Source organism: Pseudoalteromonas sp. PPB1, from assembly GCF_015356275.1.
Classification (GTDB): domain Bacteria; phylum Pseudomonadota; class Gammaproteobacteria; order Enterobacterales; family Alteromonadaceae; genus Pseudoalteromonas; species Pseudoalteromonas rubra_D.
Genome location: NZ_JACEQV010000012.1, coordinates 141,116 through 154,097 on the forward strand (window position 1 = coordinate 141,116; position 12,982 = coordinate 154,097).

Annotated in this window: 12 protein-coding genes; 3 read left to right on the plus strand and 9 right to left on the minus strand. The window is 47.8% G+C overall.

Going from position 1 to position 12,982, the window contains the following annotated elements; translation table 11 throughout:
• On the minus strand, positions 1 to 954 hold the full coding sequence (gene trxB / locus IY568_RS13905; protein ID WP_194867891.1) for a thioredoxin-disulfide reductase: 954 nt from the start codon (positions 952 to 954) through the stop codon (positions 1 to 3).
• 257 nt (positions 955 to 1,211) lie between these two features.
• Between trxB and pssA the strand changes: the two genes are divergently transcribed.
• Positions 1,212 to 2,537: a CDP-diacylglycerol--serine O-phosphatidyltransferase gene (pssA, locus tag IY568_RS13910; RefSeq protein ID WP_194867892.1), complete on the plus strand. Its 1,326-nt coding sequence runs from the start codon at positions 1,212 to 1,214 to the stop codon at positions 2,535 to 2,537.
• A gap of 39 nt (positions 2,538 to 2,576) precedes the next feature.
• On the opposite strand, the gene asnB is transcribed toward pssA, so the two are convergent.
• From asnB to IY568_RS13945, 7 genes are all read right to left on the minus strand, one after another.
• On the minus strand, positions 2,577 to 4,253 hold the full coding sequence (asnB, locus tag IY568_RS13915) for an asparagine synthase B (RefSeq protein WP_194867893.1): 1,677 nt from the start codon (positions 4,251 to 4,253) through the stop codon (positions 2,577 to 2,579).
• Between the two features lie 169 nt (positions 4,254 to 4,422).
• Positions 4,423 to 5,085, minus strand: coding sequence for a pyroglutamyl-peptidase I (gene pcp / locus IY568_RS13920; protein WP_138536853.1), 663 nt, complete (start codon positions 5,083 to 5,085; stop codon positions 4,423 to 4,425).
• Complete coding sequence (locus tag IY568_RS13925; RefSeq protein WP_058795165.1) at positions 5,078 to 6,097, minus strand: DUF979 domain-containing protein; 1,020 nt, start codon at positions 6,095 to 6,097, stop codon at positions 5,078 to 5,080. The genes pcp and IY568_RS13925 overlap by 8 nt, the downstream gene beginning before the upstream one ends.
• Positions 6,094 to 6,837: a DUF969 domain-containing protein gene (locus IY568_RS13930; protein ID WP_194867894.1), complete on the minus strand. Its 744-nt coding sequence runs from the start codon at positions 6,835 to 6,837 to the stop codon at positions 6,094 to 6,096. The genes IY568_RS13925 and IY568_RS13930 overlap by 4 nt, the downstream gene beginning before the upstream one ends.
• A complete protein-coding gene (locus IY568_RS13935) occupies positions 6,834 to 7,769 on the minus strand; it encodes a biotin-dependent carboxyltransferase family protein (protein WP_194867895.1) in 936 nt (311 codons plus the stop codon). The genes IY568_RS13930 and IY568_RS13935 overlap by 4 nt, the downstream gene beginning before the upstream one ends.
• Positions 7,763 to 8,419 carry a 5-oxoprolinase subunit PxpB gene (gene pxpB, locus IY568_RS13940; RefSeq protein ID WP_194867896.1) on the minus strand — a complete coding sequence of 219 codons (657 nt, stop codon included), beginning with the start codon at positions 8,417 to 8,419 and terminating at the stop codon, positions 7,763 to 7,765. The genes IY568_RS13935 and pxpB overlap by 7 nt, the downstream gene beginning before the upstream one ends.
• Before the next feature lie 200 nt (positions 8,420 to 8,619).
• The gene (locus IY568_RS13945) at positions 8,620 to 10,134 is read right to left on the minus strand and encodes a leucyl aminopeptidase (protein WP_194867897.1); all 1,515 of its coding nucleotides are present in this window, start codon (positions 10,132 to 10,134) and stop codon (positions 8,620 to 8,622) included.
• A gap of 242 nt (positions 10,135 to 10,376) precedes the next feature.
• Here IY568_RS13945 and msrA point away from each other — a divergent pair, with 242 nt between their 5' ends.
• Positions 10,377 to 11,630: a peptide-methionine (S)-S-oxide reductase MsrA gene (msrA, locus tag IY568_RS13950; protein WP_416365167.1), complete on the plus strand. Its 1,254-nt coding sequence runs from the start codon at positions 10,377 to 10,379 to the stop codon at positions 11,628 to 11,630.
• A 23-nt stretch (positions 11,631 to 11,653) separates the two neighbouring features.
• Here msrA and IY568_RS13955 read toward each other — a convergent pair whose 3' ends face one another.
• Positions 11,654 to 11,845, minus strand: a complete 192-nt coding sequence (locus IY568_RS13955) for a hypothetical protein (protein WP_194867898.1) — start codon at positions 11,843 to 11,845, stop codon at positions 11,654 to 11,656.
• Positions 11,846 to 12,108: 263 nt separating this feature from the next.
• Here IY568_RS13955 and IY568_RS13960 point away from each other — a divergent pair, with 263 nt between their 5' ends.
• Positions 12,109 to 12,969 (plus strand): ABC transporter substrate-binding protein, encoded by an 861-nt coding sequence (locus tag IY568_RS13960; protein ID WP_323744747.1) that lies wholly within the window; start codon positions 12,109 to 12,111, stop codon positions 12,967 to 12,969.
• The last annotated feature ends 13 nt before the right edge of the window (positions 12,970 to 12,982 follow it).

Here is a 12,982-nt window from a genome sequence, read left to right on the forward strand (position 1 = left end):
TTACTTAAGGTTGTCTAAGTAACGCTCTGCATCCAGGGCTGCCATACAGCCTGTGCCCGCAGAGGTAATTGCCTGGCGGTAGATGTGGTCAGAGACGTCACCAGCAGCAAAAACGCCTTCAACACTGGTTTGAGTGGCATTGCCGTTTAGGCCTGATTGTACAACCAGGTAGCCGTCTTTCATTTCCAGCTGATCTGCAAACATGTCTGTATTTGGTTTATGGCCGATCGCAATAAACACACCAGCAAGGTCTAGCTGTTCAGTGGCGTCAGAATCGGTATCTTTAATACGGATACCCGTCACACCCATGTCATCGCCCAGGACCTCATCGAGCGTTTTGTTCAGGTGAAGTACAACGTTACCATTGTTTGCCTTTTCCATCAGACGGTCTGACAGGATTTTTTCACTGCGGAAAGTGTCACGTCTGTGGATCACGTGTACTTCTTCAGCAATGTTTGACAGATACAGCGCTTCTTCAACCGCTGTATTACCGCCACCAACAACCGCAACTTTTTGTCCGCGATAGAAGAATCCATCACAGGTTGCACATGCTGACACACCGCGGCCCTGGAAGTTGGTTTCTGATTCCAGACCCAGATACTTAGCAGAAGCACCTGTCGCAATGATCAACGCATCACAAGTATAAGTACCCTGATCACCTGTTAAAGTGAAAGGACGCTTAGTGACATCAACTTTATTGATGTGATCAAAAATGATCTCAGTCTCGAAGCGCTCAGCGTGCTCTTTCATGCGATCCATCAGTGCAGGGCCTGTCAATCCATGCGCATCACCTGGCCAGTTTTCAACTTCAGTAGTGGTAGTCAGCTGACCGCCTTGTTGCATGCCTGTGATCAGTACTGGGTTAAGGTTAGCACGGGCTGCATAGACCGCGGCAGTATAGCCTGCAGGTCCTGAGCCTAAGATCAATAGTTTGCAGTGTTTTGCATCACTCATGTAAACAATTCCTAAAAATAAATTTTATCTTCTCTAGTTAGTGCTGCCGATTCTATGAATTTCAAGCCAGAAGTAAAATAAATTGCAAAAATCGATTTTTTATAAAATGACAAGCTGTCAAATATACTGTACTTGCTGAGAATTTGCGCCACAAGCGTGTAAATGAACGGTATTTCATGACCTGAGAGTTTTTTTTTGCTATGTTCTAGGGAATTTTTCTCTGTCTATTTGACGTTAGTCTGTTTTTAAAGGTAGTTATGGCATTTTGGCAGGATAAACCTGGGTTTTCACTGGAAGCGGAAAGTTGCAGAATACTCACTGACGCGAAACAGTATCATACACAGCTTTTGACACTCATTCGCGGTGCACAGCAACGCATTTATTTAACCGCGTTGTATTTGCAAGACGATGAGGCGGGTCGTGAAATACTCTCTGCTTTACATAAGGTAGCAACAGAGCGGCCACAACTGGAGATCCATGTGCTGGTCGATTTTCATCGTGCTCAGCGTGGTCTGATAGGCGAAGCCAAATCAGAAGGTAATGCGAAGCTGTATTGTGATATGCAAGCACAGTTTGGCTCACAGGTTAAAGTTTACGGTGTGCCGGTCAAAGCAAAAGAGCTATTTGGGGTACTTCATCTTAAAGGGTTCGTGATCGATGACACTGTACTTTACAGTGGCGCCAGCATTAACAATGTCTATTTGCAGTATGGTGATAAATACCGCCTTGATCGCTACTTTGTGATTAAGAACCCCGCACTTGCGGCAAGCTTCTGCCATTTCCTGGATACTTATTTGCTTTCCAGCGAGGCGGTTCCGAGGTTGGATTTACGCCCACTTAAACCGTTTTCAGAGTTAAAGTTGGCGCAAAAGCAGCTGATGAAGCAGCTCAAAAAAGCTCAGTACGACATGAGTGCGGCAACCGCGGAAAAGGGCTTAAATGTGCGTGCTTTTCTGGGGTTTGGTCGCCGTACTAACAAGCTAAATCGACTTATCAAAGCCTTGTTCGACACTACAGAGCGTGAGCTGTTGTTATACACACCTTATTTTAATTTTCCGGCTCCCTTACTGCGCTCATTGCGAAGGTTGCTCAAAGAAGGTAAGACCGTCACCATAGTGATTGGTGATAAAACCGCAAACGACTTTTATATTTCGCCTGATCAGCCGTTTAGTCGTATTGGTGCTTTGCCTTATTTGTACGAGACCATTTTGTACAAGTTTCTTAAATCGCAAAGACGTTATCTCAATGCCGGTCAGTTGAATGTTTACTTGTGGCGCGATGGCAATAACTCATTTCATCTGAAGGGGATTAACCGGGATAATCAGGTACATCTGATGACCGGCCATAATCTCAATCCGCGTGCCTGGGGCCTGGATATCGAAAATGGTATTCTGATAGAAGACCCTGAGCAGCAACTCGAGCAGGCCATTAATCAGGAACGTGATGCTATTCTAGCTAACTGCACCAAACTGGCCGGTCCGCAGGATCTTGAAACTGTGGATGATTATCCATCACCAGTGAAGAAAATACTTGGCCAGGCAAAGCGGGTTAAAGTTGACTTTATTATCAAAAAGTTCATCTAAATAAAAAAGGGCCTGATGGCCCTTTTTTATACGCCACTGTTATGAGTTGGTATTGTCATAGGCATGGCTGTGGACATTGGCTGCACGACCTGAAGGATCCGCGTTTTGCTCAAATGACGCATCCCAGGCCAGTGCTTCGGGCGTGGAGCAGGCGACTGATTTACCGTGAGGCACACATTTGGCTGCCGCATCCCCAGGGAAGTGTGATTCAAAAATACAACGATAGTAGTAAGCCTCTTTGCTATCCGGGGTGTTGATAGGAAAGCGGTACTGGGCGCTGGCTAGCTCCTGATCGCTGACCTTCTCGTCAACATACTCTTTTAGCGAGTCTATCCAGGAATAACCAACACCATCGGAGAATTGCTCTTTTTGACGCCAAAGCACATCGTCTGGCAGGTAGCCATCGAATGCTTCACGAATGATGTGTTTTTCAATGCGTCCTTCTTTACACATTTTATAATCCGGGTTAGTACGCATGGCTATATCCACAAACTCTTTGTCGAGGAAAGGTACTCTGGCTTCCACTCCCCACGCAGCCATGGACTTGTTCGCACGCAGGCAGTCAAACATATGCAGTTTAGAAACTTTACGGTTAAGCTCTTCATGGAATTCCTGGCTATTGGGGGCTTTATGGAAATACAAATAACCCCCAAACAACTCATCAGCTCCTTCCCCTGAAAGCACCATTTTTATCCCCATGGCTTTGATGTAACGTGCCATCAGATACATCGGGGTAGATGCCCGAATTGTCGTGACATCGTAGGTTTCTAGATGATAAACCACCTCTTTAAGTGCATCGATACCCTGCTGCACGGTAAAGTGGATTGGGTGATGAACTGTGCCTATCTGATCGGCGACCTTCTGCGCAGCTGCCAGGTCAGGTGATCCTTCCAGGCCGATGGAGAAGGAGTGTAGTTTGGGCCACCAGGCTTCAGTCGCATCATCGTCTTCAATGCGTCGCGCCGCAAATTTTTGCGTTATGGCCGAAATAACGGATGAGTCCAGGCCCCCAGAGAGTAACACGCCGTAAGGCACATCACACATGAGCTGACGTTTTACGGCAGCTTCTAATGCCTCTTTGACCGTACCAGGTTCCGCCTTATTATCCTTAATCGCATCAAATTGCTGCCAGTCTCGCTGATAATAGGGTCTCAGCGTGCCTTCTTTTGAGTACAGGTAATGTCCTGGCGGAAACTCTTCAATTTGATTGCAGATAGGAGTGAGCGCTTTCATTTCACTGGCGACATAGAAGTTACCATGCTGGTCACGACCTGTGTATAGCGGAATAATACCAATATGGTCGCGACCAATCAGGTAGGCATCCTCTTGCTCATCGTACAGGCAAAAGGCAAAAATCCCGTTCAGATCATCCAGAAATTCAGGGCCTTTTTGCTTGTATAGTGCCAGTAATATTTCACAGTCTGATTGGGTTTGAAAGGTGAAAGGGACGCTTAGTTGCTGCGCCAGTTCCTTGTGGTTATATATTTCACCATTTACGGCAAGAATATGCGTCCGCTCCGGGTTGTACAAAGGTTGTGCGCCACTGGATACGCCAACGATGGCGAGTCGTTCGTGCACCAGGATTGCTTTCTCACTGGCATAAACACCGGACCAGTCGGGCCCGCGGTGGCGTAAACGCTTAGACATTTCTATTGCCTGCTCACGCAGAACGCTTGGGTCGGATTTAATTTCCAACACACCAAAAATTGAACACATAATGGACCTCATTCCTGTTAGCTATTATTGTCGAGCACCTGTATTTTCGGTGTCTCGTGCTCATAGTACTATCAGAAATGGGGTATCAAGTCACATAAAAAACTGTGATTTTGGTGAGTAAATGCCGCCCTATTTTGGTGCAAAAATGAACCAAAATAGGGCGGTGTGGCTAGTGAGTGGTGCCCGCAGCAATCTGCAGGTCAGTATCATGGGTCAGCGCAGAGGAAATCATGACTTTGAGCGCATCAACGACCTGAGGAGCACTCATACTGGGTGCACCGATTTGGTGCGTGGCTTGTTCGGGTAAGTAAGGGATATGAATGAAGCCACCACGACAATTGAGCTGATGCTCATTGATATAGTGAAGTAATCCGTACATGACATGGTTACACACGTAAGTGCCGGCGGTATTCGAAATACTGGCCGGGATCTGTGCTTGTCTGAGGTCATTGAGCATATGTTTAACCGGGAGTGCAGCAAAGTAGGCGGCAGGCCCTCCCGCTAATACCGGCGTATCTATCGGCTGAGCACCGGCATTATCCGGAATACGTGCATCGTTAATATTGATAGCAACACGTTCAATAGAAATATCCGCGCGGCCACCTGCCTGGCCCACACACAGAACCAGCGCAGGGGCATATTTATCTATGGCTCTGTTCAGTTGTGTTAAGGCATGATCAAACTCGCAAGGAAGCTCCTTGGTACGGATTGTGTGTCCTGCTACGTGGCAACCGTCGAGCTGGTGTACAGCCTGCCAGGAGGGATTAATCGATTCACCGCCGAAGGGCTCGAAACCCGTCAACAATACGGTTTTATGCGTTCCTTTAGTCATTGAAGATGACTCCATACATGAGCAAGATGTTAATGATTAACAGCGACAAAGCTGTCGGAATTTGAACTTTGATAACCTGATATTTGTCTTTCAGATCTAATAGTGCTGCCGGAACTATATTAAAATTGGCGGCCATAGGCGTCATCAAAGTTCCGCAATAACCTGAATACATACCGATGGCAACTAACGGGGCCGGACTTGCGCCATGACCCTGAATTAGAAATGGCACGGCAATGCCGGCTGTCATAACAGGGAAAGCAGCAAATGCATTACCCATGACCATTGTAAACAGGGCCATACCGACACAGTAAATAACAACCAGCATGAAGCGGTTGTCGGGAGAAACAAATAATGTGACCAGATCTTGAATGGCAGTGCCGGTATTGGCGACGATGAACACCCCTCCCAGCATCGCGAGCATTTGCGGCAGAATTGCGGCCCAGCCTATGGAATCGACCAGGCGTCGTGATTCCCCCAGAGCCTGAAACGGGCTGCCACCGGTAAACTTCCAGCTGACTAACAGTGCGACTGTACAGGCCAGCGTCAGTGCTGCAAGGGTCACATGACTCTGGTCGAATACAAACAACCCTGCTACCTGAATATCTTTGAGCAGGATAGTACACACCACAGTTACTATGGGGATAAGCACTGCGGGAATAAACAGCTTATTACCGATCCGTCGGGCACTGGCAGTCTGCACTTCGTCACTGGGTACATCGTAGCTGCCCATGGAGACCTTGCCCATTCCGGCCAGTATTGCGATGGCGATGACAAAGCTTCCTACCCAGCGATGGGTCAGGTTTTCTCCCAAATAGGCGGCAGATAAATCACCAAACAGAAACACACTACCAAATAATCCCCAGAACAAGGCGGTAGTTAGTCGTTTTGGGTGGTGTTTATCTTGCAGTGTTTTGACCACCAAAAATAACACCACGAAGCCGATTAGCAGATATATATTATCAATCGACAGGATAGCAGGCTGCGCACTGGCAGAGGAGGCTATTGTGCTCATGCCAATTCCTCCCGGGCAACTGAATTGCTTGTATTGGAGCCGTTTTGCTCGGCATGCAGGGCAATTTGCGTTCGTATCTTGGCTTCCAGTCTGGCCAGTCGAAACAGGTGGACAATCAATGCCGCAATGGCTGTCGGAATAGCCCATAAACCAATATGAAGAGGTTCAATTCCCGTAATGCCATTTTCTCTTAAAAAGGCATCCATCAGTAATACGGCACCAAAGGCGATGAAAATATCTTCACCAAAGAAGACGGCAATATTATCACACGCTGCGGCATGCGCACTGATCATATCCCGGACAGGTTTTGGCAAATCGCCATGCATGTTACTTGCTGCACCAAGCGCCATAGGCGCTAATAAAGGACGCACTGTTTGAGGCTGACCTGCAAGGTTGATGAGCCCAAGTGCGGCACTACATTCACGCACAACAAAATAGACGCTGAGGATCCGCGCTGTGGTGGCACTTTTGATACTGGCTATCCAACTTTTGGCATGCTGCTGTAAGCCATAGCGTTCTAAGATAGCAATCACAGGCAAGAGTAATAAAAAGCTCGCTAACTGGCGGGAGTTAAGAAATTTTTCTCCAAAGGTTTCCAGCAAAGTCAGGTAATCTAAATCGACTGCCCAGCCGGTGACGAGCCCGGCACAGGTCACGACCAGCAGAGGGTTAAAACGAAAGGCAAATCCGAGGATCACCACCAGTATCCCTGTAAGGGGTAAAAAATTAAGTTCGCTCACGAAATACTCCTGTCGCGATGTGTCAGCGCAATGCGCAGTTGGTTGAGATGATATTGTTGTTGTTGTATCTCTTGGTATGCCTGAGCTGGGGTGACGAGCGTGAAGCTAATGCTATCTCCGGCACTCAATTGAGCAAAGTATCTCAGATCCGCCGCAATCACCTGAGCGACCATTGGGTAACCGCCTGTGGTTTGACAATCATTCAGCAATACAATAGGCGCGCCGTTTGGCGGTAGCTGAATGGTGCCAGGTAATACGGCCTGACTGTTGATAGAAACCTGATGAGTGACTAGCTCAGAGCCCGAAAGTCGCATACCCATTCTATTGCTATCTGGCGATACCTGCCATTGCTGAGTGCACAATAGCTGCTGTGTTGTAAGGGATAACCGTTCGCAATGTGGGCCCTGCAATATGCGTATTTTCTTGTGGTAGGGAGGTTGAAGTGCGCCAGCACTGCTTTTTTCTATACAGCTTTCATAGTGCAGCTGATCGCCGGCGGCCAATGCTGAACCATTTATGCCACCAAATCCCGCCTGAATATCGGTCGAGTGTGAGTCCAACGTGGCTTTCAGGCTGAACCCACCTTCGACACTCAGATAGGCACGCAGTGCCTCAGAGCTCGAGGCGAAGCTCAGGATCTGACCTGGCTTGCTAAAATAGCGCCAGCCGGGTGTCAGTGGTGTATCGTCAAGGCGTGCACTCAGGTCTCCCCCGGTCAGTGCAAAATTGGTGGCTGTCGTGAATTTTAGCTGGGCTAGTCCGACCGTGATTTCAAGTACCGCGGTATTTGGCGGGTTATCCAGTAACAGGTTGGCAATCTGCAGTGCCATGGGGTCCATCGCACCACTTTGCGAGACCCCCAGGTGACGATGCCCATGTCGTCCTAGATCCTGGATACATATTTGCACGCCGGGCTTAATGACTTCTAGCATAGGCCCTCCTTCTGTGGCACAAATTTGACGTTATCACCTGGCTGAAACAAGCTGGGGGACTGCGCATTGGCATCGAATAAGCGAGTAATGCTGTTACCCAGCAGCCGCCAGCCGCCGGGAGAGGCGCTGGGGTAAATCGCACTTAAATCTTCAGCGATGGCGACAGAGCCGGCTGGCACATGTGTTCTGGGTGAGCTGAGACGGGCAACCTGAAGCTGCTCTGGCACACTACCCAGATAGGCAAAACCAGGTAAAAAACCCAGAAATTTGACCTGATAAGTCGGTGAACTATGCAGCTCGACGATGTCTTGTTGCGATAAGTTCAGCTGTTCGGCCAGTGGTGCCAGATCTGGGCCTGCTTCTCCTCCATATATAACCGGGATTTTGTGAGTGTTGGGTTGAAAGTCTTCTGCACTGAGTGCATGCCATTGGCTGAGTAATGCCTCTAGCCATTTAGTACCCTGTGTAGGGTCTTGCAAAACCAGGGTAAGAGAAGTTTTTCCAACTACAATATCTGTGTACCCGGCCTGTTTTTGCAGGTAGCGATGTAGGGCAAACAAACGGTTCTGTTGTTCGTTGTCGAGTCGGGCGCAGTTAAGGTCGAGTACAACAGCTTGCTCGCCGAGCAGATAAGTCTGTTCTTGTGTCATGGTTTCTTATTTTCATTTCATTGTCTTCACATGTGGCGGCCCATAAGTGTCGGTTCACTCAGAGGGACACCCGGGCAAAGCATAGCAAGCTTATTGTTGGCTGTCTTGCCAAACCTGTCCAGCGTTGTCAGTCTGAGAGCTGACCACAGCTAAAAAAAAGCCATGCAAGGGTTGCATGGCTCTCATCGGTTGGGATTGAGTTAGTTGCTTAACAACCATTCACTCAACAGGCGTACACCAAACCCGGTGCCACCTGGAGATACTTCACCTTTACCTGTGGTAGTTAGTGCATTTCCGGCAATATCAATATGTAACCAGCGCGTATCACCGGCAAAGTGCTGCAGGAATGAGGCCGCGGTGGTTGCGCCAGGGCCACCGGAACCAATATTGGCAAGATCCGCGATATCGGATTTCAGCATATCTTTGTAGCCCAGAGGAAGTCTCCATAGCGGCTCATTGACGGCTTTGCCTGCAACCGTAAACTCTGTGACCAGCTGGTCATCATCTGAGAAAACTGCTGCATAGCGGTTACCGACTGCACGGATTTTTGAGCCTGTCAGCGTCGCAAGGTCAACCATTACCTCTGGCTTGTAGTAGGTGCGGGCGTACCACATAGCATCACTCAATACCAGGCGGCCTTCCGCATCGGTGTTGAGGATTTCGACACTCAGACCTTCTGCTGTACGCAGTACGTCACCAGGCGCGATAGAGTTTTCAGAAACCATGTTCGCGGCCATGCCCATCACAGCAACAACGTTCACATCTGCTTTTGCCAGTGCCATGGCCTTCACTGTACCCAGTACCGCAGCAGCGCCAGCCATATCTGATTTCATGCGGGCGATAGATTTACCTGTTTTGATGCTATAACCGCCTGAGTCAAACGTGATCCCTTTACCAACCAGTGCGATTGGGGTGTCGTTATTTCCTTTATAATGGGCTACGACCAGGCGTGCGCCTTCTTTACTGCCTCTGCCAACACCTTCTAACGCGTTCATTCCCAGAGACTTAAGTTGCTCAGGTTCCAGGATTTTAACTTCAACACCATATTGCTCAAGTTGTTTTGCGGCATTTGCAAAGTCAACTGGCGTCATTTCAGTCGGGACCTCTGAGGTCAGGTCACGCGCCAGAAAAACACCTTGTTCGATATAGCTTAAAGTTGTGTACTCGGCCTGGGTCTGACGCTGGTCATCAACACTCAGGCTATAGGTCATGCTGTGTGTATTTGGTTCTTTTTTGTATAGTTCAAAAGTGTGGTCGCGCAGATTTGCTCCATGTGCATATTGTGCAGCAAGCGCATGATTGCTTAGCTGACCATTAACGCCTTTAAATGCGACACTAACGGTACCAGCTTCTTTTTTCTCAAGCTTGGCATGCAGGTTACCACCAAGCTTGGCCATTTTTGCGCTATCCAGCTCATCACGCTCGCCAAGACCAACGACCAGAATGCGCTTGTGTTTTGAGTCCACTGGCGCCAATACTTCTACAACCTTGCCGTAATCACCTGTAAATTTGTCTGCTTCAAGTGCTTTGGTAAGCTGTTTACGGGTATCTCTGTCAAGAAATTTAAATGCATTGCTTTGCTCACTATCCTGAAACACAACCAGTGCATCGGTTTTTTCGTTCAGTTTACTGGTGAATTGGATGTCAGCGGCCAAAGCCGAAGCTGAGCCGAAAAGTGCGACGCTGAGTGCGCAAAGACGAGTAGATAATGACATTGATTAAACCCTCAATAACTAATTTGGGTTTTGTTTTACCCTAAACGCTCAGATTAATTAATTAAATGTCGTTGAATGACACAGAATCCTAGTTAAAGTGCGGGATGGTAGGTTTTTTCCCCGAAAGTGAAATTGCAGTTAGGGTTTCGCGGTCTCAGTAGACAACAGATATTTATTTAAAGGATACCGGAGTGAATAAACGACTAATTCTGGGATTTACGCTGATAAGTGCAGTGAATCTGGTGAATGCTGGTGAAGTCTCTGTCAACAGTACGACACCTGAGCAAGCTAGCTCGCATATTAAAACGTTGGTTTTGGGATCTGGGTGTTTTTGGGGGGCAGAAAAACGTTATGAGGCTTTACCCGGTGTGATAGATGCCGAGTCTGGCTATGCTGATGGCCGCGGGTTTAAAGCAAGTTACAAGGCAATTACGGCACCCAGCAGGCGTTTTGATCCTAACAACTATGCTGAAGTAGTACGGGTCACTTACAATGCCAGTCGGCTTTCGACCGCGTCTTTGCTTAAAGCTTATTTTGAAAGCCATGACCCGACTCAGAAAAACCGTCAGGGCAACGACATAGGTACACAATACCGCTCGATAATACTGTACACCGATGAAGCGCAAAAAAAGCAGGCTATTTCGTTAACAGAGCAGTATCAGGTGTTGTTGACGGAAGCGGGATATGGCCAAATTCAGACTGAGCTTAAACCGCTTGCAGCTTTTGTTCGGGCAGAAGAATATCACCAGAATTACCTAGTGAAAAACCCCAATGGGTATTGCCCGGATCACAGTACAGGTGTCACTTTTGTCGATGTGGCAGAGCAGCAAGTTGACAATGACGCTTTGCTAACGGGCAAGCACGTGGTTGTGATTGATGCGCCTTACTGTCCCTATTGTGACAAGTTTAAGCAGCAAGTTGTGAACGACTATCAGGGCAGCATTCCTTTACATTATCGCCGTGCCAGTCAGTTGCAGGGGCTGAGTATCATGTCTGCAACTTGGGCAACACCTACCATTTTATTTCTTGAAAATGGTAAAGAAGTTGCGGGCTTTCAGGGCTATATGAATCGTAAGGAATTCTATCAGGCGCTGGGTGCATTTAAATTGGGTGACAGCGACGCTTTTAAAACCGCATTTGAGCAGGGCACAGACAGGCCGTTTTGTAAGCAATATGACTTGTTCAAGAAAACAGGGGATGGGGTCTTTGTTGATAAGCTCAGTGGTCAGCCTTTATTTGATACGAAAGATAGGTTTAATTCGGGCACTGGCTGGTTGTCATTTAAGCATCCGGTCGCTGACAGTGTGACTTATCATGAGGATAATAGCCATGGCATGCAACGCGTTGAGATCCGCTCCAGTTCATCCGGAATTCATCTGGGTCATGTGTTTGCTAAGGAAGGGCCCGGTGGAAGCGATCGCTACTGCATTAATGCGACCGTATTAGAGTTTAAATCAAGACAAGATTATCAGGCAAATCACGCTTCATCTGACTGAGTAACTTGGTCTGAGCTAAAGGACTAGCACCCGATAGCCTGAGACAGCGGACAATTGTTGATAGACTCTTCCCAGCAAAAGCGGTTTTCGGTAGGCGCACAGTTATTGAAATAGCTTTTTGGACGACCTCCTGCAACCTCTGGCGTCGCTTGCATTGCCAGTGCTTTGTCTGTACTGAGTTTTTTGATGCTCTTTTTGTTTAAATTGAGCTTCATTTTGATATTCCTTTTAAAAAATGCGGGTGTTCATTTGTTGAATAATACTCGCGTTAGTACAGTTGTAATAATATTGTAAAATTGTTTTTCATGTATCTTTGTAAATAATTATGTCACAAAAAAGACATGTGATGAGGAGGTACGGCGGAACGATTTTATAACTATACTGAGAAGACCTGTATTTTGACTTCGGTCTTACTATGCATCGTTTGCTCTGTGTTTTGACTTTGGTGTGGTCGCTATCGCTAAGGGCCGTGCAGCCCGTGCACATCCTCTACAATGACTGGACCAGTCAGCAGGTTCTGTCCCATATTGTTGCAGATATATTTACGGAGCTGGGCTACCAGACTGAGTTTATCGAGGCTAAAACGGATGGCCAATGGTTCTTGCTTAAAGCGGGTATGGCAGACGTACAGGTTGAAGTGTGGGAAGGCACCATGGCGGATAAGTATGCGCAACTGATGCAAAGCCAGGTCATAGTCGACCTGGGGGATTATGCGCTAAAAACCCGCGAAGATTGGTGGTATCCATTGTATGTCAAGCAACATTGCCCCGGGCTTCCCCATTGGCAGGCATTGATCCAGTGTGCAGAAGTATTTGCCCGTCCTGGTTCTCAAGGTAAAGGGGTGTACATTGCAGGGCCATGGGAAAAACCAGACAGAGCCAGGATCCGGGCATTGAAGCTGCCATTTGTTGTGGAGCAAGTCGAAAGTGGGGAGGCCCTGTGGAAAAAGCTGGCCATTGCACACAAAATTAAACAGCCCATTCTCATGTTTAACTGGACGCCTAACTGGGTGGGTGCTGTGTATCCTGGAGAGTTTGTCGAATTTCCGGACTTTGATGAACGCTGTGAAACTGAGCCGGGTTGGGGCGTAAATCCGAAGTTTTTGTTTGACTGCGGCAACCCCAAGTCTGGCTGGTTAAAAAAAGTCGTCAGCACGCCATTTTTTGAACAATATCCTTGCCTGGCAGAAGGCTTGCGTCAGTTCAATATGGACGGCGCAACGCTTGAACAGCTTGCTGCTATGGTGAATCTGGAGAATTTCACCCCAACTTTGGTTGCCAAGCACTGGATCGAAAACAATCAGGCACAATGGCGTAAATGGTTTGCCAGCTGCCGTTAACCTGCGTGATTGA

Excerpts from the sequence above, each read along its gene's own strand:
- pcp (WP_138536853.1), bottom strand. The coding sequence starts at position 5,085 with ATGACTAAAGGAACGCATAAAACCGTATTGTTGACGGGTTTCGAGCCC.
- pssA (WP_194867892.1), top strand. The coding sequence starts at position 1,212 with ATGGCATTTTGGCAGGATAAACCTGGGTTTTCACTGGAAGCGGAAAGT.
- IY568_RS13945 (WP_194867897.1), bottom strand. The coding sequence starts at position 10,134 with ATGTCATTATCTACTCGTCTTTGCGCACTCAGCGTCGCACTTTTCGGC.
- IY568_RS13925 (WP_058795165.1), bottom strand. The coding sequence starts at position 6,097 with ATGAGCACAATAGCCTCCTCTGCCAGTGCGCAGCCTGCTATCCTGTCG.
- asnB (WP_194867893.1), bottom strand. The coding sequence starts at position 4,253 with ATGTGTTCAATTTTTGGTGTGTTGGAAATTAAATCCGACCCAAGCGTT.
- pxpB (WP_194867896.1), bottom strand. The coding sequence starts at position 8,419 with ATGACACAAGAACAGACTTATCTGCTCGGCGAGCAAGCTGTTGTACTC.
- IY568_RS13935 (WP_194867895.1), bottom strand. The coding sequence starts at position 7,769 with ATGCTAGAAGTCATTAAGCCCGGCGTGCAAATATGTATCCAGGATCTA.
- IY568_RS13955 (WP_194867898.1), bottom strand. The coding sequence starts at position 11,845 with ATGAAGCTCAATTTAAACAAAAAGAGCATCAAAAAACTCAGTACAGAC.
- trxB (WP_194867891.1), bottom strand. The coding sequence starts at position 954 with ATGAGTGATGCAAAACACTGCAAACTATTGATCTTAGGCTCAGGACCT.